Here is a 25,325-nt window from a genome sequence, read left to right as displayed (position 1 = left end):
TCCAAGCTCGAACAGGCCAAGCAAGACGCATGCGTATGTTCCGAAGAGTCAGAACATATTCACGAGATGCCCGTCCGCGTTCCGGCCCATGGTCGAGACCAGCTTGTGATAATGATAATGCATCACGAATTTGATCGCATAGGCCTGCACCACGAAGGGCGACGGGCGGCGGCGCAAAAGGTTCCAGGCGATGCGCCCATAGGCCTTCTTGAGGGCCGCGTCGTCGATGACTGTCCGCAATTTCACGAAAGCCCCGCCGGCGATGAGCAGCGCCTGCAGGCTGAGCAGGATACGGCGGACGGGTCGTTTGCTCAGCTCGGCATCGCGCGAACTCGGCTTCAGCCGGCCATCGAAATAAAGCGTATCGACGCGCTCGAAAAACCGCTGCGGATCGTAAAGTTCGCGCAGCACGCGCAGATAGCCATCGCGCAAGGTCGCGCGATCCATGCCGAGCGGAATGACATTGGTGCCATATTCCGTGCGATCTGCAAGGTCGAGGCGGTTCTCGCGCGCGACCCGGTCGTAGAGAGGCGTTTTCGGAATGGCGGACAACATGCCGACCGAGGCGTGCACGATACCTGCCTCCTCGACGAGACGGATCTGCCGGTCGAAAATATCCGGGCTGTCATTGTCGAACCCAAGGATCATGCCGCTCCAGACTTCGATTCCATGCGCCTGGATCGCCTCTACCTTCTCGGCAATACTGCGGTTGTGGCCGCGCAGATTCTGCGTCTTCTTGGTCTCTTTGAGGGATTCCTCATTCGGCGTTTCGATGCCGACGAAAACCGAACGGATATTGGCTTCGTCCATCAGCGCCATGAGCTCTTCGTCTTCGACGAGATCGAGCGAGGCTTCGGTAAAGAAGGTCAGCGGGTAGTCATGCGTCTTCTGCCAGGCGATGACTTCGCGCAACACCTCCTTGATGATCTTTTTATTGCCGATCAGATTGTCGTCGACGATGAAAACCGCGCGTATGCCCGCCGTTTTGCGCAACGCTTCCAATTCCGCGATGATCTGGGGCGTGGTCTTGATCCGCGGCGTCCGGCCGAAGGTCACGATGATATCGCAGAATTCGCAGGCGAAGGGGCAGCCGCGCGAAAATTGCACGGTGCCGACGGCATAGAATTTCATTTTCATGAGATCGTGGCGCGGCACCGGCACTTTCGTCATGTCGGTACGCTCAGCCTGCTCGTAGCGGCCGGCATGTTCGCCGTGCGACCAGTCGCTAAGAAATTTCGGCCAAGTCTCCTCCGCTTCGCCAACGATGATGACATCGGCGAGCGGTCCGAAATAATCTTCCTTCACCGAAACCCAGGGACCACCGACGACGGTGAAGCAGCCGCGGCGTTTCAATTCGGTGAGGATTTCCGTTGCGCGGAATCTCTGCACTGTCATCCCGGTCAGGCCGATGATATCGGCCTTGGCGCAAAGATCGAAATCGATCGGCTCGACGTTCTCGTCGATCAGCGTGATGTTATGTTCCCGGGGCGTAAGCGCTGCGAGCAAGGGCAGCGCCGCGACTGGCATATTGGCCTTGTATCCGATGAGATGAAGCGCGTGCTCCATCCCCCAATAGCTCGCCTCGAATCGCGGATTGATCAATATGATGTTGGCCATTCGCCATGGTCTCCAATCACATTTCTACCGGCAATAGGTCGTGTTTAAAAACGCAGCGTGTACGCTCTATCAAGCTGGCACGGCCCCGGCAGTCAACGAAAAAAATCTGAAGGAGCCGCAAGCCGCGATCATGGCGACCGAACTGAGGATTACGCTTTAAGCTTTTGAGTGAATGATCGATCCAAATCCTGGGCATTTGCGAAATCATGCGCCAGTTGAAAGCGCGAGGACGCGCGGCATCGCATGAGGCAATTCAATACCCCAATAGGGCTACGCTAGAAACGAGAGTCTTAGGACTTAAGCCGCCTCAGCTCTTGGCGTATTCTTTTCGTCTCTCGATGAATTCCTGCCGAAGCGACCAGCTTGCGACCTTGGCATCGCTCTCGTCCTTGATCTGAATGAGATCGGCGATGACTGGATGCGGTTCGACGGGACGCGGCTCTTTGCTGTCGCCGAAATAGCCGCGAATGATGTTGCGGGCAATGTCTTGCAGCGCATCGCGCCGATCGTCCGAGCCAAAGGAAAAGGCGAAAAAAACATTGCGATTATGGACGAATTCGATGCGGTACATCATGGGTCGCTCCCTCGATCGATGAAGGCGGGGAAGATGCCGGTCGGTTCAATGCAGGCGCGATCATCCTTGCGAGATGATGGACTCCGCATCCTGCGTCTTCGGCCGATGCGGAGCCGGAGTGGTCTTAAGCAGCCTTGGATTTTTTTACCGCTTTTGCGGGTTCCTTTACGGGCGCCGATGCTTTCGTAGGCGCAGGCGCAGCGATCTTCATCTTGGGTTTGATCGCGGTGGCCTTATGCGCCATCGGATCATTGCGCTGATCGTCCATGAGTCTCGCAGCCATGGACTTGATATCGGTCAAAGTTGCGGCTTCGGGATGTTTGAGGAAGTGCGCAGCTTTTTTGACGATTTCCGACGTGGGCTTCTGTTTCTCAGGCATGGCATCCTCCCTGTGGTGCGATGCCGTGTCAGAATAATCGAAGAGATCAGAGACTTCCACAGAAATCGCGACAAATTGGCACGTCCGTGGAAGGCAGCCCGCGGACCGGCTCACCCTCGCGGAAAGCCACCCTCGAAAATCAATTGCGTGAGGGGATTGCGGGCGCTTGGTTTTTCCCGCGCCTGCAAGGCTTCCGGAAGTACGCTTTTGTCGGCTTTCCGCCCGATCGCCATAGCCATTTCCACGCGATGTCCTTCGGGCAGGTTCAGTTCGCCCGGAGCACGGGCATGGTCGAAGCCGCCCATGCCATGCGTCGCCCAGCCCATTTTCAAACCCTGGAAGGCCAATGAGGCCCACGCCGCGCCTGTGTCGAAGGAATGGCTATAGGAATCGATCGGCGCCTGCTGCCCGGCCGGCGTGAAGCTCTTCTTCGAGACGACGAAAACAAGAGCCGCCGCGTTCTTGGTCCAGCTCTGATTGGTCTCCGACAAAAGGCCCAGAAATTTATCGAAGGCCGGCGTCTCCCGCCGCGCATAGCAGAACCGCCAGGGCTGCGAATTATAGGTGGACGGCGCCCAACGCGCCGCTTCGAAAAGCCGGAACAGGTCGGCTTCCGAAATGGAGTCTCCTGTAAAGGCGCGCGGCGACCATCGTTCGAGAAAGATCGGATCGATTTGGTGATCGGCTTTGCGCCCGTTTGCTTCGGTCATGGTTAAGGCTTTCGGAAGAGATAGCGGCCGCAACTTAGCCGGACTGGCCGAATTTTAAACCGGCAAGCTTCCTAAACGCATGTCGACGCTGAGAGGATTTAGCGGGACTTGTAGATTTGATCAAAGATCCCGCCATCGGCGAAATGCGTCGCCTGCGCCTTGGCCCAGCCGCCAAAATCCTTGTCGATCGTGACGAGATCGATCTTGTGGAAGCGCGCGATGTCCTCCGGCGCAGCGGACTCTGGAATCGTCGGGCGATAGAAGTTCTTGGCAATGATCGCTTGCGCCTGGGGCGTATAGAGGAATGCGAGATAGGCCTCAGCCAATTTGCGGTTGCCGTCCGCGTCGGCATTGCCGTCGACCAAGGCGACCGGCGGCTCGGCCAGGATCGAGATCGACGGCGTGATGATTTCGAACTTGTCCTTTCCGAACTCCTCGCTGAGCAGATAGGCGTCGTTTTCCCAAGCGACGAGAACGTCGCCTAGACCGCGTTGCGCGAAGCTAATCGTCGCGCCGCGCGCACCCGTGTCGAGAACCGGAACGTTTTTATAGAGCGCGGCAATGAACTCCTTGATCTTGCCCTCGTCGCCATTGAATTTTTTGGCGGCATAGGCCCAAGCCGCCAGATAATTCCAGCGCGCCCCACCGGAGGTTTTGGGATTGGGCGAGATCACCGCGACTCCCGGTTTGACGAGATCGTCCCAGTCCTTGATGCCCTTTGGATTGCCCTTGCGCACGGCAAAGACGATGGTGGACGTATAGGGCGTCGAATTATTCGGCAGACGCTTTTGCCAATCGGCAGGAATCTTGCCCGTTTTGGCCGCGATGGCATCGATATCGGCAGCCAGCGCCAAAGTGACGACGTCGGCGCCGAGCCCGTCGATCACCGCGCGGGCTTGCGCGCCAGAGCCGCCATGCGACGTCCGGATGTTGATGTCTTCGCCGGTTTTCTTCTTCCAATCGGCGATGAAAGCTTCGTTGATCGCGCGATAGAGTTCGCGAGTCGGATCGTAGGAAACATTCAGCAGGCTCGTGGCGGCATGCGCGAAAACCGTTGTGAAAACGATGGTCAAAAAAGCCAGCGCAAAAAAAGCCAGATCAAGGCTGCGGCGGAGGGTCCCAAATCTCGACACGACATTATCTCCAAGAAAGTAATTACACTTTCTATAGAAATACTAGACTGTCAATATAGAGCGGGATGAAACAGCTGCGGCATAGCTGCTCGTTCAGACATGAAATCAATGATCTGCAGCATCAAATGGGGAGGATGCCGGAGCGCAGGGCTCGCATATGAGCGGCCCACGCCAGGACCCATAACGCCACGGACGCCCCCAGTGCGCGCGTTCGGGCAAAACGGCCGGCACCGGGTCGAAACCTTCCGTTCCCCAAGGATGGCAGCGGCAAAGTCTTGCAAAGCCCATCCAGCCGCCAGCCCAAAGGCCGTGCGTCGTGATCGCTTCGTCCATATAGGACGAACAGGTCGGCAAGTGCCGGCAATGCCGGCCAAGGACGAGGGACAGGCTCAATTGATAGGCGCGGATGAGCCAATGGGCTGCCAGCCGCATAGGACGAATGCGCTTTTCGCGAGCCAAAGACATGACCACAATACCTCTTAACTTTCCCTGCGTAATTTCACGCATATGCTCACCGCGATTTGCTTCGCGTGTGTTGCATATATGCACTCGCGATTATGGGGCGACGGGTTCACACTGCACGTTGAAATTATAAGACTCAAACAGGATGCGGGGCTGCCTTGCGTATACAATCTCTTTTCTTCGCGACTGCCGCGGCGGCCTTGCTCAGCGGATCGGCCTTAGCCGCCGATCTCACCCCTCGGCCCCCAGTTGTCGTCCCGGACGAATGGCTTCTGACGCTCGGCGTCGGCGCCGGCGTCCAGAACCAATTTCCTGGATCCAAAACCTATACCGCGGTTCCGTTGGGCCAGATTACGCGCTGGCATTCCAACGAGCCTGCGCCTTTCATCGCATTGGATGACGGTTTCACCCTGGACCTCTTCGACTACGGCCCGTTCAAAGCAGGCCCGGTTGCGCGTTACATTTCGCGCCGTGGATTGAGCGACGGGAACGGCGCTTTCTTCGGCATGCATAACGTCGGCTGGTCAGCCGAGCTCGGCGGTTTTGTCGAATATTGGTTCGCCAATGTCATCCGGGCGCATCTCGAAGTCACTCAAGCCGTCAACGGCAATAAGGGTCTTGAAGCCAATCTGTCGATCGATGGCGTCTATCGTACCGGCCCCTGGACATTCTCGGCGGGCCCGCGCTTGGGCTATGGCGACACGCCCTTCATGGCCGCCTATTTCTCGGTGAATCCCATTGAAGCCGCGCTGAACGGAAGGGTCACACCCTATTCTGCATCGGGCGGCTTGGATACTGTCGGCGGCGTCCTGCAGGCCCGATATGATTTCAATCGGTCTTGGAATGTGATCGGTTACGGTGGCTACAACAGGCTGATCGGCGACGCCGGCGCGAGCCCGATCCCGAATAGGCTCGGCTCAAAGGATGAGTTCAAAGGCGGCGCCACGATCAATTACACATTTGCGTGGGGCGGTCTGGGCATCCTCGGATTCTAGACACTTGAAAGGCTGGCCCTAATGGCCAGTCTCGGAGCGTAAAAGCCAAGCTTAACTGCCCATCAAAGCCGCGCCCTGCGGCTTTTTTGGTCTTCCAGCTAAGCTTGCTGCGCTCAGCCCGCCTTCGCAGCCGGGTTGGCCGAGGCCTTTGCCTCGATCTGATTGAGGGCATCGACGGTCGCCTCAAAAGTCAAAAGCGTCGACGTGTGCCTCGGCTTGAAGTCGCGAACCGGCTCGAGCACCGCCATTTCCGCCCATTTGCCGTCCGGCGGCGGCCCGTTCTCCTTCAACATGGCACGCATCTTGTCACGCAATTCACGCAGCTCCGGAGCGGTCGAGCCGATGATATTGCGTGCCATGATTGATGCGGCGGCCTGACTCAGGGCGCAGGCTTTCACATCATGGGCGAAATCGACGACTTTGCCGTCCCGCATCACGAGATCGACGATAATCGTCGAGCCGCACAGTTTGGAATGCGCCTTGGCAGAGGCATCCGGAACTTCGAGACGACCCTGCCGCGGGATATTCGCGGCAAGGTCGAGGATATGTTCATTGTATATATTGGTGAGCATGATCGATTACGAAGCCTCGATGCGCCAGCCCTGGAACATTGTGCCCCGGTGACGGGCACCTACATATATTATATAGGAAGGCGGGGCTTGGCGAACGAGATCTGGCAAATTTCGAGGCGCGATTCTATTTCACCGGCCAAACGTCCGTCCGGTGTCCCCCGTCTGCGAAGCACTCCCAATGGACGAAGATTGAAACTTTTGGAGGCACCACATGGATGCCGTGGTTAAGTCCTTGCTCGAACGCACGCAAACCCAAGACAAAAACCCCGTCAAGCGCCCGACACGCGAAGAGGCGGAAGCCGCCGTCGAAGTTCTTTTGCGCTGGGCCGGCGACAATCCGGCGCGCGAGGGCCTGCGTGATACGCCCAAGCGTGTCGTGAAAGCCTATGAAGAGTTTTTCGCCGGCTACAAAGAGGATGCGTCCGACGTTCTCGCGCGCATGTTCGAAGAGGTCCACGGTTATGACGACATGGTCCTCATCCGCGATATACCGTTCTCGTCGCATTGCGAGCACCATATGGTGCCGTTCTTCGGTCACGCGCATATAGCCTATTATCCCGGTGAGGACGGCGTCGTCGGCCTGTCGAAACTGGCACGGCTCGTCGATATCTACGCCAAGCGCCTGCAGACGCAGGAGGCCCTAACGGCGCAGATTATCGGCGCGATCGACATCTTCATGAAACCGCGCGGCTGCGCCGTCATGCTCGAAGCCGAGCATATGTGCATGTCGATCCGGGGCGTGCAGAAGCAAGGCGCGAAAACGACGACGACGCAGTTCACCGGCATTTTCCGCGACGATCCGGCTGAGCAGATCCGCTTTCTAACGCTTGTGCGCGGAAAATAACGAGGCGCGCTCACCGTCTTTCTATGCATTTTTCGCGGCCGGCTTAGGTATAAACCTAGTCCGGCCGCGGATGCGTTTTTGACATCCGCGCCGCTTCATTTTTAGCGCGTGATCTTTTTCGAAAGTCTGCAGCTTTTGGGATCATGCTTTGAGAGGACATCCGCCATGGCGGACGCTTTTCCACCGCCGGGGACCAAGGCCGAACTCGAGGAAGGCGACGTGCTGACGCCGCGCTTCGATAAGGACGGGCTCGTCGTCTGCGTGACCGTCGACGTGAAGGATAACAGCATTTTGATGCTGGCTTATATGAATGCGGAAGCTCTGAAGCTCACGCTTGAAACCGGCACGGCGCATTATTGGTCACGCTCACGCCAAAGCTTATGGCGCAAAGGCGACACGTCGGGGCAGGTTCAAAAAGTGGTCGAGATCCGCGTCGATTGTGATCAGGACGCGCTTTTGATGTCGGTGGAACCAGGTGGCGACGGCGGCGCTTGTCACACGGGACGGCGTTCCTGCTTCTATCGCAAGATCGTCGCAGGCGACGGCGGCGCCAGACTCGTTTTCGAGTCCTAAAACCAGCCGTGCATTGGCCATCGAACACATCGATGGCAACACGAAACAAGCAGCAACGGAATATAAGCTTAATCGGCTCAAAAATGCGCCGAGACGGATTGATATGCCGCCCTACGCAACAATCTAGAAAACCGGAGCGATGCGCTTCGAGACGCGGATGCGATGTCCATACATACACAAAAACCCCAGAATACGGCCGGCGGGAACGGCACGATTCCGCTCGGGCCCCAAAGAGAGCACCGGCCGCGGCTGGGCCTTGCACTGGGTGCCGGCGCGGCACGCGGCTGGTCGCATATTGGCGTCATCCTGGAGCTCGCGAACCAAGGCATTGTTCCAGACATCATCGCAGGGACATCGATCGGCGCGGTCGTTGGCGGCTGTGCGGCGGCGGGCCGACTCGAGGCGCTCGAATCCTTCGCCCGAAGCCTCACCAAGAAACGCGTCTTCGGCCTGATGGATTTCAGCCTCTCGGGCATTGGGCTCCTCGGCGGAGGACGCCTGAAGACACGCCTCGATCAGGAACTCGTCGGCAAGAGAATCGAACATCTGTCGACAGTCTTTGCAGCCGTCGCGACGGAGGTCTCGACCGGCCATGAAATTTGGCTCAGCAAAGGCGATCTCGTTCAAGCGATCCGGGCGTCTTATGCGCTGCCCGGTATTTTCGAGCCTGTCCCGATTGGCGGACGCTGGCTTTTCGACGGCGCTTTGGTCAATCCCGTTCCGGTCACGGTTTGCCGCGCACTCGGCGCGGAAATGGTGATAGCGGTCAATCTGATCAGCGATCCGGCCTTTCGCGGCACCGTCATCAGCGATCATGGAATATTGAACAAAGCGCCGCCCGAACCTGAGCTTGACGTGCAGCCCGAACCCGAGCGCAAAAACCGCTTCCTCAACGGCATGCGCGGCAATCTTCATCGGCATTTCGGACGCAGACACGACGGCGCCCCAGGCATAGCCAATGCGATGATCGACGCATTCAACATCACGCAAGGGCGCATTTCGCGCTCGCGTCTAGCCGGCGATCCGCCCGACGTGATGATCAATGCGCGTCTCGGCGCCGTGGGCCTTTTCGATTTTCATCGCGCCGACGAATTGATCGCGATCGGCCGCGAGGCGGCCCGCCGCGCAATGCCGGACATTCGCGACAACATCACCCTCATGCCGCTCGGCGACAACAGCCTGTAGAGCACGGCCGCTCGAAGCCTTTGTTCGACGCATGATCTTGATCCGAAAAGTCTGCAACTTTTCGGGATCATGCTTCAGGCCGAAGCGATATATTCGCGCATGGCCGAATGTTCGTGCTCCATTTCGGCCAGACGATATTTGACCACATCTCCGATCGAGAGAATGCCGCCGAGCTTGCCGTTCCTCATCACCGGCAGATGCCGGAACCGCCCAAGGTTCATCTTTTCCATCGTTGCATGAATACTTTCATCGTCGGTCGTCGTCACGACCTTGGATGTCATATGCGTGGAGACGGCGTCGCCCAGCGCTTCGGCACCACGATGGCCGATGGCCCTGACGATATCGCGTTCCGACAATATGCCGAGCACGCTGCCCTGGATATCGGCGACCACGATCGCACCAATATCGCGCGTGGCCAGAAGCTCGGCGACCTCTTTTAAAGTCCTATGCGGCTGTGTGGTGACAACCTCCGTCCCTTTCACCGCGAGAATCCGCGCGACGGTCATGCTCGCCTCCTCCGATTAAATTCGCATCCCACATTAGGGTGCTGCAACATGACGCAAGCATGCCTGCGATTTGAGCAGGACGCAACAGTGCACTTTCCCTCTTTAGGTTGGGCTTCGGGCGCGTAAGATTAAACAATACTGGGATAAGTTCACCGGCTCTGACGCACTGCGAATGCCCTCGCACTTGCGGCAAGAGCAGGTGCCTGCTGATCATTTCGGCAATAGCCCCGTTTTTCCAAATTGGCGCTGAGCGGAGATTAAGGTCGAACCGCTAAGTTCGGGCCGCGAATTTCGGAGAGATTCCCGGGCAATGCCGCAAGGCGTGATTCATTTATTTTTGTTGGCGGCGGCGGGCCTGCCCATCAGGCTTTTCGATGCCGCGTTTCTGCCAGGCCTCGAAAGCCTGCTTTCGAGGCGGCCGAGGAGAGCTCGACGACGATCCGGTCGCCTTCGCCGTCAAGGATGGCGCGAGCCTGAGCCTGATGGGATTAACCGGCGTGCTGGTCCGCCGCCGCCTGGATCGGGCTTCCGTTTTAATTCAAGACTCGGGCTTCGGAGCCGCCGGCGTTGGATCAAACCAGGGAAACAGAAAAAAGCCCGCGAGAAATCCGCCGATATGGGCCTCCCAGGCAATCTGCGCGTTCTCTACGCTGCCTGCGCCGAGCGGCACCGAGAAAACCCCGAAAATAAAATTGATCAAAAACCAGATACCGAGAAAGGTCAAAGCGCGGCGGTCGGTCAGAACTTCGCGCAGAGGCGGTGCCGGTAGCTGATAGGTGCTTGGCTCTCCATGCCTGACCCCGAAGCCAAGCGTCTCGCCGAGCGGAGCGCCCGGCTGGAAGGCAAAGCGCGTGACGGCTGCCATCGTACCGGAGACGACGGCCGAGGCGCCGATCACCGGTTCAAGCGCCGTCATATGCGTCAGGAAATGCATCAGCGCGCCGGCGACGGCGGTCACGACGAAGAAGAGCATGAAACGCCACGTCGTGAGACGCCGTGCGACGGCCGCGCCGAAAGCCGCGAACCATAGGCAATTCAACCCGACATGCATCCAATTGCCATGCAGAAAAGCATAGGTGAGAGGCGTCCACCATTGCACGTCGCCGTCGCCCAAAAAGTAACGCGCGATCTCGGCCCGCAACGGGCTGGCTTTGGCGAGTTCGTTATAGGCCTGCGAAACCTTGTCCGGATCGAAGGCGAAGGTGAAACGCCCCGGCACGAAGGCAAAGCGCTGAAGGATGTCGAGGTCCTGTTCCGGCGTCAGCAGACCGCGCAACCCGTGGATCGCCAGCAAGACGGCGATGAGAGCTACCACGACGCCCGGCATGTTGAAGATGCGTTCGCGTTCGGGACGCTTGATGTCTAGCCGGTTCATCTTTACCGCCGTGCTTTGGAATCGAAGGCTAGACTCTTTAGCGAGATTATTCCACGTCCTCGACACTGACGGGTCCGCCGCCATAGGCCTTCTGCGCCAGAGTCGCCTCCATGAAATCGTCGAGTTCGCCGTCGAGCACCTCGCCCGGCGTACCCGATGTGTAGCCTGTCCGCAGATCCTTCACGAGCTGATAGGGTTGCAGCACGTAAGAGCGGATCTGATGGCCCCAGCCGATCTCCGTCTTCGACGCCTCGGTGGCGCTGGCGGCCGCTTCGCGGATCGCCATCTCGCGCTCGTAAAGCCGCGCACGCAGCATGTTCCAGGCCGTCGCCTTGTTCTTATGCTGCGACCGCTCGCCCTGACAGGCAACCACGATGCCGGTCGGAAGATGGGTGATCCGGACCGCGGAGTCGGTCGTATTGATGTGCTGGCCGCCCGCGCCGGACGAGCGATAGGTATCGATCCGGCAGTCAGATTCCTTCACGTCGATTTCGATCCGATCGTCGATGACCGGATAGACCCAGACCGAGGCGAAGCTCGTATGCCGCCGTGCATTCGAATCGAAAGGCGAGATGCGCACCAGCCGGTGCACGCCCGATTCCGTCTTCGCCCAGCCATGCGCATTATGGCCCTTGACCAGCAAAGTGGCGGATTTGATCCCGGCCTCGTCGCCCGCCGTCTCTTCGACGATCTCGACCTTGAACTTATGCCGCTCGGCCCAGCGCGCATACATCCGAAACAGCATGCGCGCCCAATCGCAGCTCTCGGTGCCGCCGGCGCCGGAATGGACTTCGATATAGGTATCGTTGGCGTCGACCTCGCCCGACAGCAGCGCCTCGACTTGGCGTCGTTCGGCCTCGGCCTTCAAGGCTTTAAGCTGTGTAATGCCTTCCTGCTCGGTCTCAGTGTCGCCCTCGCTTTCGCCCAGTTCGACGAGCGTCACGGCATCTTCAAGCTCGGCGTCGAAGCGCGCGAGCGCGCCCAGGCGATCTTCGAGCTCGGTGCGTTCGCGCATGATCTTTTGCGCGGCATCGGCATCGTTCCAGAGATCAGGATTTTCGACTTTGGCATTCAGTTCGGCGAGACGGCGCGTAGCGGTCTCGACGTCAAAGATGCCTCCTCAGCAATCCCATGGATTGCTTGATCGTTTCGACGAGCGCTTCGGCTTCGGCGCGCATAATGGACAACTCTCTTTTCTGTCGTGTTTCTATCGCGCGGGTTACGCGCGGCACTCCCCACACATAGGTGGCCGAGACGCGCCTGTAAACCTAGCTCCGCAGACTGGGGCTACCAAACGCGTGGGATAAGGCGGTAGCGCACTTTTTCCAAGTATCCCCCGTAGCCCGGCAGGTTTCGCTCCAAGAATTTTTCTTCGTCTAAAAGCCGCCAGATCAGCGCGGGCATGATCAGGGCGATCACGAGCACGCCCCACCAAGACCCGAGCGCGATCGGAATGCCGAGAAGCAGAACGAGCCCGCCCGCATACATGGGATGCCGGACAAGCGCGTAAGGACCGGTGTCGATCACCTTCTGGTCCGGCGCCAGCTCGATCGTCGAGGAAGAAAACGTGTTTTCCTTGAACACGAAATAGATTGCAAAATAGCCGAGAATGATAAGCCAGTCGCCTGCGAGGGCCACGGCGGGCGGCATATGAGACCATCCGAAGCGATGGTCGAGCGCCGGGATCACGATGAGACCGATAAATCCCGCTGAAGTGATGGACATGATGATCTTTTGAGCCGGCTCTTTCTCGGCCAATGGGCCGCCACGCATCCGCCGTTCCAGGAGCGCGCGATTCTCTTTGAACAAATACAGGATCATCGCGACAGAGGCCGCGGCATAGACGGTGAGAAAGACCCACGCCTGCCAATAATAGAGCGTTCCGGCTGGGATAAAGATCAGCGCCCCCATGACCAAAAAGAGGATCAGGAGACTGACGAAGGCTTTGATATTGAGCTTGCTCATCTCGAATCCCCGATGAGACGTCACGGTATTCGGTAACGCGCCCTACCCCATCGTCAAAACCATACGGAACCGCGCCTGCCCGCTCATCATTTTGGCGAAAGCCTCGGCGGCGCGCTCAAGCGGCATGGTTTCGATCATCGGCTTCACGCCGGTATTGACGCTGAAGGCGAGCGTATCCTGCGAATCCGAGGCCTGCCCATTGTACCAGCCTTCGATCGATTTGTGGCCGCCGACCAATTGGCCGGGCGTAACCTCCAAGGGATCACGCGCCACGCCAACGATCAAAAGCTTGCCGCCATATCCGAGCCCATCGATGGTGCGGCTCATGGCCTTGGCATCGGTAATGGTCGAGAGCACCAATTGCGCGCCGCCGAGCGCCTTCAACCGCGCGGCAATGTCCTCATTGTCGCTGTCGATATAATGCTTCGCGCCGAGCTTTTTCGCGAAGGGCTCTTTCTCCTTGCCGCGCGCGATCGCCACGGTCTCATAACCGAGCTTGGCGGCAAACTGCACGCCGAGATGGCCGAGCCCGCCGAGGCCCTGCACCGCGACGAGGCTGCCGGCACGCGCGCCCGAATGGCGCAGGGCATTGAAGGTCGTTACGCCCGCGCAGAGCAGCGGCGCCGCGTCGACCGAGGCGAGATCGTCCGGGATCGAGGCCAGGCTGGATATTGGCGCGACCATATATTCGGCATAGCCGCCGTCATAGGCGATGCCGGGAATCTCAAGCTTCGAGCAGGCGATGAAGTCTCCGCGCCGGCAGGCCTCGCAGACCCCGCAATGGCCGCCGAACCAGCCGAGCCCGACGCGCTGGCCTTTGGTCCAGCCAGTCACGCCTGCCCCCAGCGCGTCGATCGTGCCTGCGATCTCGTGGCCCGGCACGCGTGGATAGCGCAGCGAGGCCGACAATCCCGCGACGGTGACATTATCGCCGCGGCAGATACCGCAGGCCTCGACCTTGACCCGCACCTGCCCCGGACCCGGCTCCGGCATGTCCTTTTCGACGAGTTCCAGGGGGCTGCCCTTGGCGCCGATCTGCACGGCCCGCATCTTTTGGCTCATTCCTTGCTCCGCTGGTGCGAGCTTGATTTCGAGGTGCCCGCCAGATAGCACGCTCGACAGGGCACAACCACCATCCTTCGCGACGCGCTCCTGCGAAGCGCTCCTCAGGATGAGGGTCTACCACTCCAAGCCCTCATGCTGAGGAGGGTCCGCAGGACCCGTCTCCAAGCACGAGTGCCGCAGCTTAATTCAGGAGCCGCATTTGAAATATCGTCAGCTCGGCGACAGCGACCTGCAGGTCTCGACGATCTCGCTCGGCTCCTGGCTCACCTATTCCGGCGGCATCGAGAAGGAAAAAGCGATCGCCTGTGTGCATAAGGCGCTAGAGGTCGGAATCAACTTCTTCGATACCGCCAATGTCTATGGGCGCGGCGCGGCGGAGGAACTTCTCGGCGAAGCGCTCTCAGGCGTCGACAGGCAGTCCTATATCCTCGGCACCAAAGTCTATGGTCGCATGAGCGACACCGATCAGGGTCTCTCGCGTGCACAGATCATGAAGCAGATCGACGATTCCCTGAAGCGGCTCAAGACCGATTACGTCGATCTCTATCAATGCCATCGCTATGACGAGAACGTGCCGCTCGAAGAAACGATGGAAGCGCTGACCGAGCTCGTCGAAAAGGGCAAGGTCCGCTACATAGGCTATAGTGAATGGCCGGCCGATAAGATCGAAGCCGCGGGCGAGATGGAAGACGTCGCGTCTTTCGTTTCAAGCCAGCCGCAATATTCGCTGCTGTGGCCCTATCCCGAATCCCAGATCTTCGATCTGTCCGCCGAATATGGCGCGACGCAGATCGTCTGGTCGCCTTTGGCGCAAGGCGTGCTCACCGGCAAATATAAGCCGCAGGCCCCCGCACCCGCCGACGCGCGCGCGTCGAGCCCATCCATGGGCGGACAGGTCCCACAAGCCTGGCTTCAACCGCCCGTGCTCGAAGCGGTCGAACGGTTGAAGAAAATCGCCGAGGACGCCGACCTCACCCTGCCTCAGTTTGCCTTGGCCTGGGTCCTGCGCAAGGCCAATGTGTCGTCGGCGATCATTGGCGCGTCGCGGCCGGAACAGGTCGTGGAGAACGCCGCCGCCTCGGAGGCGCGGGTCACGCCAGAACTGTTTGGGCTCGCCGAGGATATTATCCGCCCCGTGCGGCAACCCTGAACCACCCTCGCCGCCGTTATGCCGGCCTCGAGCAGGCTTGACCCGGCCATCCAGGCGTTGCGCTTGAGCCTCGTGCCTGGATGCGCGGATCAAGTCCGCGCATGACGCACTCGAAAAGCCTGTCAAGACACCGGCAGGAAGTGATTGATAACGGCCAGCACGACCAGCAAAAATATGCCGAGCCCAAGGCTGAAACCGATCAACTTCTTTTCGATCGGCAATAGAGGCTCAACTTCCGCCTTCTTCAATTCCTCGCGTAGATCGGATGCCATACTGTCTCCAATAGTTTGTTGATTGAGGACCGTCATTGCGAGCGAAGCGAAGCAATCCAGGGCGACCAGTCAGACCATGGCATGGATTGCTTTGTCGCTCCGCTCCTCGCAATGACGGCTCGTTGATTTAAGTCCGACCTTAGCTCGCCAGCGGCGGGTGGACGCCGCCGAAGAAGATCCAGGAAATAAACAGCCCGACCCAGACCACGAAGCCGAACAGGCTGATGAGATAGACGGCTGCGAGCTTGCCAAATCCGTCTTCCCAAAGCTTGCGGAAATCGGACAGAACGCCGATCGAAAAGAAGGTCAGGATGAAGAAAATCACCCGGAACACATTGGCTTCGCCGATCGACGGCGTGAGCGCCTTGGCCGTCGCCGGAGAGGCGACGAGAGCGGTGATAAACGCCGCGAGGAAGGTCAGGACGAAGCCGATGATGAACTTCGGAAAGCGCTCCCAGATTTCGCCGATCTTCGCTTTGGCTTGGCCCGGCCGCACATTGATGTGGTTCGTCCAGATATAGGCGAGGATGAAGGCCCAGATGCCGATGAAGATGTCGATGAAGATTTTGATCGTCGTCGTCGTCGCCAGAATCCAGCCGGGCTCATAGCGCACACCTTCGACCGCCGCCTTGGCATTGACCAGAGCTTCCGTGATGCCGCCGGCTGCGACGGCCGCGCCGTCGGTTTTCACCGCGAGGCCGATCCAGGCCGCGGCAACGAGCGGGTCCTGCCATAGAAAATGCTCGGCCAAGAACGGCAGGATCAGCACTTCGACCATGGCGAAGAGCACGACGAGCGAAGAGACGAGGATCGGCACCTGCGGCCGCGCCCGGATCGCGCCACCGGTGGCAATGGCCGCCGCGACACCGCAGATCGAAATGCCGGAGGCGAGCGGCGCCGCCCATTCGCGCGAGAAGCCGAACCATTTGCGCGCGACGAAATAAACCACCGCCCAATAGATCAGATAGGCCTCGATGATCGCGGCTATGCCGCGCAGCAGGATCGACGATGCAAAATTGAGCTTGCTTGCCGCCGTCACCGCGATGAAAGCGCCGAGAATCACGATCGCTATTTTGATATAGAGCTCGGGCCGCACGGCCGGCTTCAGCCATGCCGCGAAGCGCGGGAAGAAATTGGCGATCACAACACCGGCGAGAAGCGCAACGATGAAGCCGCCTTCATTGGTGAGCCGGAGCGACCAGGAGATGTCGAATTTCTTCAAATCCGCCGGCGTGACCGCTGCGAAATGCGCATAGTTGCCGATAAACCAGCTTGCATAGGCGAGAAAGAAAAGCACCGTGAAGGTGACGGCGAAGCGCGCCACACTCGCCCCGGTGATCAAGGCGCCGAGGCCCAGGACCACGAGCAAAGATATATAAGTCAAAAGCAGCGCGGGAATACCGCCGAGGCTGGCGAAGGCTTTCGATGCCGGTGCGAGCGCCGCGCTTGGGTCGGTCCAAACAGAGGTGTTCACCGCCCAGCCGAGGAGATCGGTGCCCGATAGGCCTATGAAGGCAAGAATGACGATGAAAAGACCGATACCGGCCGCAAGCCAATCCTCCGTGAGAGGCTTTGGCGCTTCAATTTCAACGCTTTGTGTTTGTGTCGTATCCGTCATCGGCGTGTGGCCCCAGCATTCTATTACCGCTTTCCAGCGTTATATGAGTTAGTCTACTAGTCAAGTAGAAATATAGGACCACCTTCCCGGCCGCAAAGCGAAAAGGCCGGATTGAAACGTGAACACGGTTGATCCCGATCAATTGAGCCAAGCAGCACCGATGCCAAGTTTGCGCGGTCGGCGGCGGCGTCATCGCGACAGCCGCTTCATGCTTTTCTTATTCAAGCTCGACCGCGACTAAAGTGCCATTGTGCCGCCACACGCGAGGGCTCAAATAAAGAAAAACTTCACCAGGGAGGACGTCCATGCTCGCCAAAAGTCTCGAAGACCTCAAGACACAGATCGCGCTTCGCGAACGCTATGACAATTTCATCGGCGGTAAATGGGTGCCCCCCGTCAAGGGCCAATATTTCGATAATATCAGTCCCATCTCCGGCAAGCCGATCTGTCAGGTCGCGCGCTCCAGCGCCGAGGACATAGAGCTTGCGCTCGACGCCGCGCATGCCGCGCGCGAGAAATGGGCGCAGACGTCACCATCCACGCGCGCCAAGCTTCTGAACAAGATCGGCGATATCGTCGAAGACCGGCTGACCATTTTGGCCATGGCCGAGACGCTCGACAATGGCAAGCCGATCCGCGAGACGACGGCCGCCGACGTCCCATTGGTGGCAGACCACTTCCGTTATTTCGCCGGCTGTATCCTGGCGCAGGAAGGCTCCCTCTCGGAAATCGATCACGACACGATCGCCTATCATTTCCATGAGCCGCTCGGCGTCATCGGCCAGATCATTCCCTGGAACTTCCCGCTGCTGATGGCCGCCTGGAAGCTCGCCCCCGCGATCGCCGCCGGCAATTGCGTCGTGATGAAGCCAGCGGAACAGACACCGATGAGCATCATGGTGCTCATGGAGCTGATCGCCGACGTTCTGCCGCCCGGCGTCATCAATGTCGTCAATGGTTTCGGCGTCGAAGCCGGCAAGCCGCTCGCGCAAAACAAGCGCATCAACAAGGTGGCCTTCACCGGCGAGACGACAACGGGCCGTCTCATCATGCAATATGCGACCGAAAACATCATTCCGGTGACGCTCGAACTCGGTGGCAAGTCGCCGAACATCTTCTTCGCCGATGTGATGGCCGAGGACGACGATTTCCTCGACAAGGCGCTCGAAGGTTTCGCCATGTTCGGCCTCAACCAGGGCGAAGTCTGCACCTGCCCCAGCCGCGCGCTGGTGCAAAAGTCGATCTATGACAAGTTCATGGAAAAGGCGATCGCCCGCGTCGGCAAGATGATCCAAGGCCATCCGCTCGATTCAGACACGATGGTCGGCGCCCAGGCTTCGAACGATCAGATGGAGAAGATCCTCTCCTATATCGACATCGGCAAGCAGGAAGGCGCCAAGGTCCTGATCGGCGGCGAGCGTAACCGGCTTTCGGGCGAATTGGCCGACGGCTTTTATGTGAAACCGACCATTCTCGAAGGCCATAATAAGATGCGGGTCTTCCAGGAAGAAATCTTTGGACCGGTTCTCGCAGTCACCACCTTCGAGACGCAGGAGGAAGCGCTCGCGATCGCCAATGATACGCAGTTCGGGCTGGGCGCCGGCGTCTGGACGCGCGACATCAATCGCGCCTATCGCATGGGCCGCGGCATTCAAGCCGGCCGCGTATGGACCAATTGCTATCATCTCTATCCCTCGCACGCGGCCTTCGGCGGCTATAAGCAGTCCGGCATCGGGCGCGAGACGCATAAGATGATGCTCGATCACTACCAGCAGACGAAGAACTTGCTGGTCAGCTACAGCCCCAAGGCTTTGGGCTTCTTCTGAGCGGTTCGCGAGCAACTGCGATAATAGGGATCGTCATGGCCGGGCTTGTCCCGGCCATCCACGTTTTAAAGATGAAACCCGGCCCAAGACGTGGATGCCCGCGACAAGCGCGGGCATGACGCGTTATGCATGACGCGTTATAGAGTGAGCCGAGACATCGGAGAGTTTAGTCACTGACAAGGAACCCTCATCATGGTCGAACGAGTCGAGGCGACAGAGGCAGCGCTGGCGCTCATTGCCAAACTCGAAGCCATGCACGGGCCGTTGATGTTCCATCAATCGACCGGCTGTTGCGACGGTTCCGCGCCGATGTGCTATCCGCGCGGCGATTTCAAAGTCGGTGGCAGTGATGTCTATCTCGGCGAAATCGGCGGCCAGCCTTTTTATATCGGCGGGACGCAATTCGAATATTGGAAGCACACACATCTTTTGATCGATGTCGTGCCGGGACGCGGCTCCGGCTTTTCGCTCGAAACGCCGGAGAACTTGCGCTTTTTGACCCGCAGCCGTGTCTTTACCGACGACGAGGTGCAGGAACTGTCCAAGTCCCCTATCCTCGACGGCGAAGGCCAGCCGCTCAAGACGCCGGTGTAAACAGCAAAAAACTCCGCCGGCAGACGCCGACGGAGCTCATGGGGGGCGCTGACCGCAATTGATCAGCATCGCAGTCTAACTCCGGTCGCAAGCCCTGCGCGACCCGCAAATAAGGTAGGCGCAGCGCCTAATGGCTCTGCGGGCCGCCACGCGGTTCGACCAGCGCGAACATGGCACCTTGCGGATCAAGACATTGCACAATCATGCTGCCGCCGGGCACTTCCATCGGACCATTGAGGATCTGGCCACCGCCGGCCTTCACGCGTTCGACCGCGGCATTGATCTCCGCGACATTGAAATAGAAGAGCCAATAGGGCACGGGCTCCGCGGAGGGCTTTGTAAATATCCCTCCGGCCATGACACCATCATGGTTGAAGATCTGATAGACGCCCATCGGACCCATGTCCAAGGCATCGCCCTTGGTCCATCCGAAGAGTTTTGAATAATAAGCAAAGGCAGAGGGGCCATCGGCGGCATGCAGCTCGTGCCAGCCAGTGCGTCCCGGCGTCCATGGCGGCGGAGGCTCGCCCGGCGAACCTTCTCCCGGCTTGAACAAAGCAAAGACCACATTCTGCGGATCGGATACGACGGCGAAACGGCCGATGCCCGGAATATCGGTGGGCATGTGGCAGACGGCGCCGCCCGACTCCGCGATTTCCTTGGCCCGCGCATCGACGTCATCGACGGCCACATAGCCGATCCATCCGGGCCGGGCGCCGGCGGGCGCCTCGGGCGGCAGCGCCATCATGCCTGCGGTCGGCATCTCGCCGATCGTGAAGAGCGTATAGGCATGGTTGGGCAAGCCCGCGTCTTTCGCGCCCCAGCCGACGACATTGCGATAGAAAGCTTCCGCCGCTTTCATGTCGGTCGTCATAAGCTCGTACCAGACGAATTTGCCGTAAAAATTGGCCATGGCTTCCCTCCCCTGAGATGTATGGCGCATAGGGTTTGGCGCGATCCTTTGCTTAGTCCGGCCGGCAAACCCCTTGGGCGCTTTGGTTGCGCCTTGACTAAATAGGTTGATATCAACAGAATTATGACATGTCAAAAATCGTAACGATTCCATTCGAGACCACAGTTTATGTCCGCGATGCCTGCCTCTGCTTGCATGTGCAGCGCGCTGCGCGTGCCATGGCACGGCGTTTCGATGAGGCCTTGCGCCCGGTCGGTCTGACGAACGGGCAATTCTCGCTTCTCATGTCCCTGAACCGCCCGAACCCGCCCGGCATGAGTTCCGTCGCCGCGCTGCTCGCGATGGACCGGACGACCTTGACGGCGGCGTTGAAACCACTCGAACGGCGCGGCCTCATCGAAATCCTGGTCGATCCGAAAGACAAACGCAGCCGCTTGTTGAAGCTGACACCGGCCGGCCGCGCCGCATTGTCGAAGGCCGTGCCGATCTGGAAACGCGAACATATGAGCGTCGAAGCTCTGCTTCCAAGCCAAGATCCGGATCGGCTCCGCCGCGATCTGCAAGCCCTGTCCTGAACGATTTACGATGATGATCGAAGGGCGGCCTGAGACTACCCGTGCAGGCTCGACAGCCAGGCTTGCCATTCGCGGGCCGTGCCGTTGAAGCAATTGCGGTCGACATAGCCGCTGATGCCGGCGATCTTGCCTTCGGCCGTGTGCTGCCAGAAATGCCATTTTCGGTCGCCATATTTGACCGAGGGATAATATTTCACGCTGCGCACCCAGATCGGATAGTCGGTGAACTCGCCGGCCATTACATCGCGATGAAAATCGACGGATGTATAGATGATGGGGCGTTTGCCATAGGCGCGTTCCATCGCGACCAAAATGGTCTTCATCGTAGCGATGGCGACTTCGCGCGGTGGATGATGCGGGCAGGTCTTAGACTGGGCGTTCCATTCGACGTCGAGCACCGGCGGCAGAGCGTCGGGATCGTTCGGCACATGGCTCAGAAACCAGGCGGCCTGCTCTTCGCCCGAACGGCACCAATAGGCGAAATGATAGGCGCCGCGCGGGATGCCGACAGCCCTGGCGCCCTCCCAATTCTGCTGGAATTTTTCGTCGGCGTAATCACCACCTTCCGTCGCCTTGATCCAGGCGAAGCGCACGCCGGAGTCGTGCACCGCGTTCCAGTCGATATTTCCCTGATATTTGGAAACATCGATCCCGTGGATCTCGTAATCGGAAGGGTGTGGGAAAGGGTCGGTGACGCTCGGGCCACCGGCGCAGCCGGCTACCAAAGCCGTGAAGAAAAGCCCGGCGAGGCTCGAGAAAAGACGGCCGGCAACGGTCAAGGTCGAACGTGGCATGGGCTCAAATTATCGTTCACCTGGAAACGCCTCGTTAACAAGCTGCAGCGCCGAGGTCTAGTCCTGCCTCCCATACCGCGCCCAGCCGCTATCCTTGCAAAGAAGGTAAATAGAGCCTGAATTCAAGAATCTACCGGCTTCTCGTGCGACCGGCACCGCAATCGCTTGATCCACATCTTCTGTGGCAAAACCGGGGCCTGCGCGATTTCGTCACTTGAATGTCATCGCAGTCGGTGATGGACAGGGTTCAGCTTCCGCTATTGACCGGCATTTATGACGAAATTTGTGACCTTCCCCTCGCTCGGCCGCCGGACCCTTCCCAATCAATATGATCTGATGGCCATGGCGCTGATATTCGGCGCTTTCGTGGCCATCGGGGAGGCGGTGCGGGGTCTCAACGCGCCATTGGCTGCCCTGCCCGCGGCAGATATCTCGCTCGGATATGAGAACCTGCCGTATTACGCGTTGCGCACGACCTTGCGCATGTTCGCGGCGATCGGCGCCTCGCTCATCTTCACATTCACCTATGCGACGCTTGCCGCCAAAAGCCGGCGCGCTGAAATGGTGCTCATCCCGCTTCTCGATATTCTGCAGTCGGTGCCGATCCTCGGCTTCCTGTCCTTTACCGTGACATTCTTTCTCGGCCTCTTTCCCGGCTCGACGCTTGGCGCCGAATGCGCCGCAATTTTTGCGATCTTCACAAGCCAGGCCTGGAACATGGCCTTTTCCTTCTTCCAATCCTTGCGCAACGTCCCGCGAGATCTGAATGAAGTGGCGCGCGGCTTCGGTCTTTCCGGATGGCAGAAATTCTGGCAGCTCGAAACGCCATTCGCCATGCCGAGCCTGATCTGGAACATGATGATGTCCATGTCTGGCGGCTGGTTCTTCGTCGTCGCATCGGAAGCGATTACCGTCGGCGACACGACGATCAAATTGCCGGGCATCGGCTCCTATCTCGCGGTCGCGATCGAACACAAGCGCATCGACGCGGTGATCGCGGCCGTCATCACCATGTTCGTCGTGATCATGGCCTATGATCAGTTCCTGTTCCGGCCGCTCGTCGTCTTCGCCGGACGTTTCCGTGTTGAACTCTCCATGTCGCAGACCCAGCAGAGATCCTGGGTCATCGATCTTTTCACGCGCTCGCCTTGGCTGCGCGCCACGATAGATTGGCCGGGCGGCATATTGCGCAATGTTGCGCTCTGGCGTTTCGAGCTGCCGCTGCGCGCTTCGGGCCAGCCGGCAAACTCCCGCACGACAAAACTGATCGACGCGCTTTGGCTTGCCGTGATCGCGGCCGTGGCGGCGGGCGCGTTCTGGATGATCGTCAGCTATCTCAGCCAGACGCTCAAATGGAGCGACTTGGGGCAGAGCATCCTCCTGACGTTCTTCACGATGCTGCGGGTGATCCTCTTGATCCTCCTCGCCTCGCTCGTCTGGGTTCCGGTCGGCGTCTGGGTCGGCCTGCGCCCGGCGCTCGCCGAAAAGATCCAGCCGCTCGCGCAATTCCTCGCGGCCTTTCCGGCGAATGTGGTGTTTCCGATCGCGGTGGTCTTGATCCTGCGCTTCAAGCTCAATCCGGATATTTGGCTGAGCTTCCTGATCGTCTTCGGCACGCAATGGTATATTCTGTTTAACGTCGTCGCAGGCGCCCAGGCCTTCCCGAACGATCTGCGCGAAGCCGTGTCGAATTTCAAAATCACCGGCTGGGCCTGGTGGAAGAATGTGATCCTACCCGGAATCTTTCCCTATTATGTCACCGGCGCCTTGACCGCGTCGGGCGGGTCATGGAACGCCGCGATCGTCGCCGAATATGTGAAATGGGGTGACGACACGGTGACGGCGCATGGCATCGGCTCCTATATAGCGGAGGCGACCGCGGCCGGCGATTTTCCGAAAATCGTTCTCGGCGTCGCGATCATGTCGGTCTTCGTCACTTTGTTCAACCGCCTCTTGTGGCGGCCTTTGTTCGGTCTGGCCGAGCGCAGGCTGAGCGTCAATTAGAGCATCGGACCCAATTGGGTGCAACTCCAAACCCTCATCCTGAGGAGCGAGCGCAGCTCGCGTCTCGAAGGAAGAGGGTTTGGAATCGAGAAGATAACGTTGATCCCTCGCCCTTCGAGACGCGCGCCTATCGGCGCGCTCCTCAGGGTGAGGGAGCAGGTAAATAGGTTCAGACCCTAGGGCGTGATTGCTCTAAGTTGAATCGGGAAGGATGCAACCCATGCTCGATGCCCGCGCCAAACCTCTCTTCGAGATTCAAAACGTCTCGCAACATTATCAGACGGGCTCGGGCGAGATCGGGCCGCCGGTCCTCGACAAGGTCTCGCTCTCACTCAGCGACGGCGAAATCGTCGGCCTGCTCGGCCGCTCCGGCTGCGGCAAGTCCTCCCTGCTGCGCATCATCGCCGGACTCGCGAAGCCAGCCTCAGGCGAAGTTTCCTATTTGGACAAGCCGGTAACAGGGCCGGTCGATGGCGTCGCCATGGTGTTTCAGAGCTTCGCGCTGTTTCCCTGGCTCACCGTGCTCGCCAATGTCGAACTGGGATTGCGGGCGCGCAAAGTCGGCAAGGAGGAAGCCCGAAGGCGCGCCTTGAAAGCGATCGATCTGATCGGCCTCGACGGTTATGAATCCGCCTTTCCAAAAGAGCTTTCGGGCGGCATGCGCCAGCGCGTCGGCTTTGCCCGCGCGCTTGTCGTCAATCCGAACCTTCTCTTGATGGACGAGCCTTTTTCGGCGCTCGACGTTTTGACGGCCGAGACCTTGCGCACCGACCTCCTCGACCTTTGGGTCGAAGGCCGTATGCCGATCAAGACGATTTTGCTGGTCACGCACAACATCGAAGAGGCCGTGCTGATGTGCAATCGCATCATCGTGCTTTCGTCGCATCCTGGCCGGATCGTCGAAGAGATCACGGTCACCTTGAAACATCCGCGCAACCGGCTCGATCCCGAATTCCGGCAATTGGTCGATAAGATCTACGCCTTGATGACGCGGCGTCAGCCGAACGAGGCACCGCGCGACGGTACCTTCCCCGGCCTCGGCATGGCCATGGCCCTGCCGCGCATTTCGACCAATACGCTCGCCGGCATGATGGAGGAGATCGCGGCCGAGCCCTATCACGGCAAGGCCGATCTTCCGGAACTCGCCGAAGATCTGCAAATGGAAATCGACGAACTTTTCCCTGTCGGCGAAACTTTGCAGCTCATGCGCTTTGCCGAAATCGAGGAAGGCTCTATCAAGCTCACTCCGGCCGGGCGGCGTTTCGCCGACGCAGAGACCGATGCGCGCAAGAAGCTCTTCGGCGACCATCTGCTCGCCTATGTGCCGCTCGCGACGCATATCAAAGTCGTGCTCGACGACCGGCCGACGCATCGCGCTAGAGCCGTGCGCTTTCTCGAAGAGCTCGAAGATTATATGTCGGACGAATATGCCGACCGCACGTTAAAGGCCGTCATCACCTGGGGCCGTTATGGCGAGATTTTCGCCTATGACGAGACGTCGGAGACATTCAGTTTGGAAAACCCGGAGTGAGTCTGGGCCAGCCCCTCACCCTGAGGAGCGTTCCGGAGGAACGCGTCTCGAAGGGCGAGGGGCAGTATCAACAATCTAAGAAAACCCTCATGC

At 59.2% G+C, this 25,325-nt stretch carries 26 protein-coding genes; 10 read left to right on the top strand and 16 right to left on the bottom strand.

Going from position 1 to position 25,325, the window contains the following annotated elements; genetic code table 11:
- Positions 1-48: 48 nt before the first annotated feature.
- The 6 genes from A3OQ_RS0113075 to yidD form a co-directional block, all read right to left on the bottom strand.
- Positions 49-1,617, bottom strand: coding sequence for a B12-binding domain-containing radical SAM protein (locus A3OQ_RS0113075; protein WP_020175849.1), 1,569 nt, complete (start codon positions 1,615-1,617; stop codon positions 49-51).
- 307 nt (positions 1,618-1,924) lie between these two features.
- On the bottom strand, positions 1,925-2,191 hold the full coding sequence (locus tag A3OQ_RS0113070; protein ID WP_152428434.1) for a hypothetical protein: 267 nt from the start codon (positions 2,189-2,191) through the stop codon (positions 1,925-1,927).
- Between the two features lie 124 nt (positions 2,192-2,315).
- Positions 2,316-2,570 (bottom strand): hypothetical protein, encoded by a 255-nt coding sequence (locus A3OQ_RS0113065; protein WP_020175846.1) that lies wholly within the window; start codon positions 2,568-2,570, stop codon positions 2,316-2,318.
- A 110-nt stretch (positions 2,571-2,680) separates the two neighbouring features.
- Positions 2,681-3,280 carry a nitroreductase family protein gene (locus A3OQ_RS0113060; RefSeq protein ID WP_020175845.1) on the bottom strand — a complete coding sequence of 200 codons (600 nt, stop codon included), beginning with the start codon at positions 3,278-3,280 and terminating at the stop codon, positions 2,681-2,683.
- 98 nt (positions 3,281-3,378) lie between these two features.
- Entirely contained in the window at positions 3,379-4,413 is a 1,035-nt protein-coding gene (locus tag A3OQ_RS0113055; protein ID WP_020175844.1) for a sulfate ABC transporter substrate-binding protein, read from the bottom strand.
- A gap of 105 nt (positions 4,414-4,518) precedes the next feature.
- Entirely contained in the window at positions 4,519-4,878 is a 360-nt protein-coding gene (yidD, locus tag A3OQ_RS22310) for a membrane protein insertion efficiency factor YidD (protein ID WP_051116036.1), read from the bottom strand.
- 155 nt (positions 4,879-5,033) lie between these two features.
- Here yidD and A3OQ_RS22305 point away from each other — a divergent pair, with 155 nt between their 5' ends.
- A complete protein-coding gene (locus tag A3OQ_RS22305) occupies positions 5,034-5,870 on the top strand; it encodes a MipA/OmpV family protein (RefSeq protein ID WP_020175842.1) in 837 nt (278 codons plus the stop codon).
- A 113-nt stretch (positions 5,871-5,983) separates the two neighbouring features.
- Here A3OQ_RS22305 and A3OQ_RS0113040 read toward each other — a convergent pair whose 3' ends face one another.
- On the bottom strand, positions 5,984-6,442 hold the full coding sequence (locus tag A3OQ_RS0113040) for an iron-sulfur cluster assembly scaffold protein (protein ID WP_020175841.1): 459 nt from the start codon (positions 6,440-6,442) through the stop codon (positions 5,984-5,986).
- A gap of 211 nt (positions 6,443-6,653) precedes the next feature.
- On the opposite strand from A3OQ_RS0113040, the gene folE reads away from it, so the two are divergent.
- The 3 genes from folE (at position 6,654) to A3OQ_RS0113020 (ending at position 9,044) form a co-directional block, all read left to right on the top strand.
- The gene (folE, locus tag A3OQ_RS0113035; protein WP_020175840.1) at positions 6,654-7,286 is read left to right on the top strand and encodes a GTP cyclohydrolase I FolE; all 633 of its coding nucleotides are present in this window, start codon (positions 6,654-6,656) and stop codon (positions 7,284-7,286) included.
- A gap of 165 nt (positions 7,287-7,451) precedes the next feature.
- Complete coding sequence (gene hisI, locus A3OQ_RS0113030) at positions 7,452-7,859, top strand: phosphoribosyl-AMP cyclohydrolase (protein ID WP_020175839.1); 408 nt, start codon at positions 7,452-7,454, stop codon at positions 7,857-7,859.
- Between the two features lie 162 nt (positions 7,860-8,021).
- Entirely contained in the window at positions 8,022-9,044 is a 1,023-nt protein-coding gene (locus A3OQ_RS0113020; protein WP_020175837.1) for a patatin-like phospholipase family protein, read from the top strand.
- Between the two features lie 74 nt (positions 9,045-9,118).
- On the opposite strand, the gene A3OQ_RS0113015 is transcribed toward A3OQ_RS0113020, so the two are convergent.
- The 5 genes from A3OQ_RS0113015 to A3OQ_RS0112990 all read right to left on the bottom strand — a co-directional run bounded on the left by A3OQ_RS0113015 (position 9,119) and on the right by A3OQ_RS0112990 (position 13,952).
- A complete protein-coding gene (locus tag A3OQ_RS0113015; RefSeq protein WP_020175836.1) occupies positions 9,119-9,550 on the bottom strand; it encodes a CBS domain-containing protein in 432 nt (143 codons plus the stop codon).
- Between the two features lie 538 nt (positions 9,551-10,088).
- Complete coding sequence (locus tag A3OQ_RS0113010) at positions 10,089-10,925, bottom strand: rhomboid family intramembrane serine protease (protein WP_020175835.1); 837 nt, start codon at positions 10,923-10,925, stop codon at positions 10,089-10,091.
- 46 nt (positions 10,926-10,971) lie between these two features.
- Positions 10,972-12,103, bottom strand: a protein-coding gene (gene prfB / locus A3OQ_RS0113005; RefSeq protein ID WP_152428433.1) for a peptide chain release factor 2 whose coding sequence is annotated in 2 segments (ribosomal slippage) — positions 10,972-12,033 and positions 12,035-12,103 — 1,131 coding nt in all. Because the reading frame shifts where the segments join, the coding sequence is not laid out codon by codon here.
- 109 nt (positions 12,104-12,212) lie between these two features.
- Entirely contained in the window at positions 12,213-12,890 is a 678-nt protein-coding gene (locus tag A3OQ_RS0112995) for a methyltransferase family protein (RefSeq protein WP_020175832.1), read from the bottom strand.
- A gap of 42 nt (positions 12,891-12,932) precedes the next feature.
- Positions 12,933-13,952 (bottom strand): alcohol dehydrogenase, encoded by a 1,020-nt coding sequence (locus A3OQ_RS0112990; protein ID WP_020175831.1) that lies wholly within the window; start codon positions 13,950-13,952, stop codon positions 12,933-12,935.
- Positions 13,953-14,154: 202 nt separating this feature from the next.
- On the opposite strand from A3OQ_RS0112990, the gene A3OQ_RS0112985 reads away from it, so the two are divergent.
- Positions 14,155-15,105, top strand: a complete 951-nt coding sequence (locus A3OQ_RS0112985; protein WP_020175830.1) for an aldo/keto reductase family protein — start codon at positions 14,155-14,157, stop codon at positions 15,103-15,105.
- A 122-nt stretch (positions 15,106-15,227) separates the two neighbouring features.
- On the opposite strand, the gene A3OQ_RS24885 is transcribed toward A3OQ_RS0112985, so the two are convergent.
- On the bottom strand, positions 15,228-15,377 hold the full coding sequence (locus tag A3OQ_RS24885; protein ID WP_020175829.1) for a hypothetical protein: 150 nt from the start codon (positions 15,375-15,377) through the stop codon (positions 15,228-15,230).
- A gap of 139 nt (positions 15,378-15,516) precedes the next feature.
- Positions 15,517-16,995: a putative sulfate exporter family transporter gene (locus tag A3OQ_RS0112975; protein WP_020175828.1), complete on the bottom strand. Its 1,479-nt coding sequence runs from the start codon at positions 16,993-16,995 to the stop codon at positions 15,517-15,519.
- Between the two features lie 305 nt (positions 16,996-17,300).
- Between A3OQ_RS0112975 and exaC the strand changes: the two genes are divergently transcribed.
- Together exaC and A3OQ_RS0112960 are read left to right on the top strand one after the other, a co-directional pair.
- On the top strand, positions 17,301-18,821 hold the full coding sequence (gene exaC / locus A3OQ_RS0112965; RefSeq protein ID WP_020175826.1) for an acetaldehyde dehydrogenase ExaC: 1,521 nt from the start codon (positions 17,301-17,303) through the stop codon (positions 18,819-18,821).
- Between the two features lie 192 nt (positions 18,822-19,013).
- Positions 19,014-19,415 carry a DUF779 domain-containing protein gene (locus A3OQ_RS0112960; protein ID WP_020175825.1) on the top strand — a complete coding sequence of 134 codons (402 nt, stop codon included), beginning with the start codon at positions 19,014-19,016 and terminating at the stop codon, positions 19,413-19,415.
- 127 nt (positions 19,416-19,542) lie between these two features.
- Here A3OQ_RS0112960 and A3OQ_RS0112955 read toward each other — a convergent pair whose 3' ends face one another.
- Positions 19,543-20,328 carry a VOC family protein gene (locus A3OQ_RS0112955; RefSeq protein ID WP_020175824.1) on the bottom strand — a complete coding sequence of 262 codons (786 nt, stop codon included), beginning with the start codon at positions 20,326-20,328 and terminating at the stop codon, positions 19,543-19,545.
- Positions 20,329-20,456: 128 nt separating this feature from the next.
- Between A3OQ_RS0112955 and A3OQ_RS0112950 the strand changes: the two genes are divergently transcribed.
- Positions 20,457-20,903 (top strand): MarR family winged helix-turn-helix transcriptional regulator, encoded by a 447-nt coding sequence (locus A3OQ_RS0112950; protein ID WP_020175823.1) that lies wholly within the window; start codon positions 20,457-20,459, stop codon positions 20,901-20,903.
- A 35-nt stretch (positions 20,904-20,938) separates the two neighbouring features.
- On the opposite strand, the gene A3OQ_RS0112945 is transcribed toward A3OQ_RS0112950, so the two are convergent.
- Positions 20,939-21,697, bottom strand: a complete 759-nt coding sequence (locus tag A3OQ_RS0112945; RefSeq protein ID WP_020175822.1) for a glycoside hydrolase family 25 protein — start codon at positions 21,695-21,697, stop codon at positions 20,939-20,941.
- 273 nt (positions 21,698-21,970) lie between these two features.
- Between A3OQ_RS0112945 and A3OQ_RS0112940 the strand changes: the two genes are divergently transcribed.
- The gene (locus A3OQ_RS0112940; protein WP_020175821.1) at positions 21,971-23,701 is read left to right on the top strand and encodes an ABC transporter permease; all 1,731 of its coding nucleotides are present in this window, start codon (positions 21,971-21,973) and stop codon (positions 23,699-23,701) included.
- A gap of 220 nt (positions 23,702-23,921) precedes the next feature.
- Entirely contained in the window at positions 23,922-25,232 is a 1,311-nt protein-coding gene (locus tag A3OQ_RS0112935; protein WP_020175820.1) for an ABC transporter ATP-binding protein, read from the top strand.
- Positions 25,233-25,325 lie beyond the last annotated feature (93 nt).

The sequence above is a fragment of the Methyloferula stellata AR4 genome (assembly GCF_000385335.1).
Classification (GTDB): Bacteria; Pseudomonadota; Alphaproteobacteria; order Rhizobiales; family Beijerinckiaceae; genus Methyloferula; species Methyloferula stellata.
The sequence above is the reverse complement of the archived record's forward strand: the minus strand, read 5'-3'. Positions and strand labels throughout refer to the sequence as shown.

What these genes read in the sequence shown, in the direction of transcription:
- hisI (WP_020175839.1), top strand. Translation starts at nt 7,452, where the DNA reads ATGGCGGACGCTTTTCCACCGCCGGGGACCAAGGCCGAACTCGAGGAA.
- A3OQ_RS0112945 (WP_020175822.1), bottom strand. Translation starts at nt 21,697, where the DNA reads ATGCCACGTTCGACCTTGACCGTTGCCGGCCGTCTTTTCTCGAGCCTC.
- A3OQ_RS0113060 (WP_020175845.1), bottom strand. Translation starts at nt 3,280, where the DNA reads ATGACCGAAGCAAACGGGCGCAAAGCCGATCACCAAATCGATCCGATC.
- A3OQ_RS0112950 (WP_020175823.1), top strand. Translation starts at nt 20,457, where the DNA reads ATGTCAAAAATCGTAACGATTCCATTCGAGACCACAGTTTATGTCCGC.
- A3OQ_RS0112975 (WP_020175828.1), bottom strand. Translation starts at nt 16,995, where the DNA reads ATGACGGATACGACACAAACACAAAGCGTTGAAATTGAAGCGCCAAAG.
- A3OQ_RS0113015 (WP_020175836.1), bottom strand. Translation starts at nt 9,550, where the DNA reads ATGACCGTCGCGCGGATTCTCGCGGTGAAAGGGACGGAGGTTGTCACC.
- A3OQ_RS0112995 (WP_020175832.1), bottom strand. Translation starts at nt 12,890, where the DNA reads ATGAGCAAGCTCAATATCAAAGCCTTCGTCAGTCTCCTGATCCTCTTT.
- A3OQ_RS0113040 (WP_020175841.1), bottom strand. Translation starts at nt 6,442, where the DNA reads ATGCTCACCAATATATACAATGAACATATCCTCGACCTTGCCGCGAAT.
- A3OQ_RS0113070 (WP_152428434.1), bottom strand. Translation starts at nt 2,191, where the DNA reads ATGATGTACCGCATCGAATTCGTCCATAATCGCAATGTTTTTTTCGCC.
- A3OQ_RS24885 (WP_020175829.1), bottom strand. Translation starts at nt 15,377, where the DNA reads ATGGCATCCGATCTACGCGAGGAATTGAAGAAGGCGGAAGTTGAGCCT.
- yidD (WP_051116036.1), bottom strand. Translation starts at nt 4,878, where the DNA reads ATGTCTTTGGCTCGCGAAAAGCGCATTCGTCCTATGCGGCTGGCAGCC.
- A3OQ_RS0113075 (WP_020175849.1), bottom strand. Translation starts at nt 1,617, where the DNA reads ATGGCCAACATCATATTGATCAATCCGCGATTCGAGGCGAGCTATTGG.
- A3OQ_RS0112960 (WP_020175825.1), top strand. Translation starts at nt 19,014, where the DNA reads ATGGTCGAACGAGTCGAGGCGACAGAGGCAGCGCTGGCGCTCATTGCC.
- A3OQ_RS0113065 (WP_020175846.1), bottom strand. Translation starts at nt 2,570, where the DNA reads ATGCCTGAGAAACAGAAGCCCACGTCGGAAATCGTCAAAAAAGCTGCG.
- A3OQ_RS0112940 (WP_020175821.1), top strand. Translation starts at nt 21,971, where the DNA reads ATGACGAAATTTGTGACCTTCCCCTCGCTCGGCCGCCGGACCCTTCCC.
- A3OQ_RS0112990 (WP_020175831.1), bottom strand. Translation starts at nt 13,952, where the DNA reads ATGAGCCAAAAGATGCGGGCCGTGCAGATCGGCGCCAAGGGCAGCCCC.
- A3OQ_RS0112955 (WP_020175824.1), bottom strand. Translation starts at nt 20,328, where the DNA reads ATGGCCAATTTTTACGGCAAATTCGTCTGGTACGAGCTTATGACGACC.
- A3OQ_RS0112935 (WP_020175820.1), top strand. Translation starts at nt 23,922, where the DNA reads ATGCTCGATGCCCGCGCCAAACCTCTCTTCGAGATTCAAAACGTCTCG.
- folE (WP_020175840.1), top strand. Translation starts at nt 6,654, where the DNA reads ATGGATGCCGTGGTTAAGTCCTTGCTCGAACGCACGCAAACCCAAGAC.
- exaC (WP_020175826.1), top strand. Translation starts at nt 17,301, where the DNA reads ATGCTCGCCAAAAGTCTCGAAGACCTCAAGACACAGATCGCGCTTCGC.
- A3OQ_RS0113020 (WP_020175837.1), top strand. Translation starts at nt 8,022, where the DNA reads ATGTCCATACATACACAAAAACCCCAGAATACGGCCGGCGGGAACGGC.
- A3OQ_RS0113010 (WP_020175835.1), bottom strand. Translation starts at nt 10,925, where the DNA reads ATGAACCGGCTAGACATCAAGCGTCCCGAACGCGAACGCATCTTCAAC.